The 679-nt window shown below is 57.7% G+C and carries 1 protein-coding gene; it reads left to right on the top strand.

The window, feature by feature from the left end; translation table 11 throughout:
* Positions 1–494, top strand: a 494-nt coding sequence (locus FDW87_RS21905; protein ID WP_252363035.1) for a nicotinate-nucleotide--dimethylbenzimidazole phosphoribosyltransferase, incomplete at its 5' end; no start/stop codon positions are given.
* Between the last annotated feature and the right edge of the window lie 185 nt (positions 495–679).

Raw genomic sequence — 679 nt, 5'->3', positions numbered from 1 at the left:
CCGGCAGCGATGCCGAGGATGTGGTGGGTATCGGCGCTAACCTGCCGCTTTCAAGAGTAGGCAATAAAGTCGATGTTGTGCGGCGAGCAATCGCCGTCAATCAACCGGATCGTAATGACGGTATCGATGTGCTGGCTAAGGTAGGCGGGTTTGATCTGGTCGGCATGGCGGGGGTGATGTTGGGGGCGGCCTCCTGCGGCCTGCCGGTCGTGCTGGACGGTTTTCTCTCTTATTCCGCTGCGCTGGCGGCCTGCCAGATTGCGCCGCAGATTAAACCTTACCTGATCCCGTCACATTTCTCCGCCGAGAAGGGGGCTCGCACCGCGCTGGCGCATCTTGAACTGGAGCCGTATCTCAATATGGGGATGCGTTTGGGCGAAGGCAGCGGGGCCGCGCTGGCGATGCCGATTGTTGAAGCCGCCTGTGCAATGTACAACAACATGGGGCAGCTTGCCGCCAGCAACATTGTGCTTCCGGATGGTAAGGAAGCATAGTTTTCGGCCACGCTGAACTTCGCCCCATGGTGCAATACCGTTCAGTTAAGCCTGTATGGAAATGTTTTGCTTTGAATCAGTTTCGTTCACCTTATGTGCGTTGCTTCTCTGATAACGTTATACCTGTGAACGCGCAAGGGAGGCTCACCGCCGCCTCCCTTGCATCCCAGGCTCCCGGCGGGAAA

Source organism: Citrobacter sp. wls826 (assembly GCF_005281245.1).
Lineage (GTDB): Bacteria > Pseudomonadota > Gammaproteobacteria > Enterobacterales > Enterobacteriaceae > Citrobacter > Citrobacter braakii.
The sequence above is the reverse complement of the archived record's forward strand: the minus strand, read 5'-3'. Positions and strand labels throughout refer to the sequence as shown.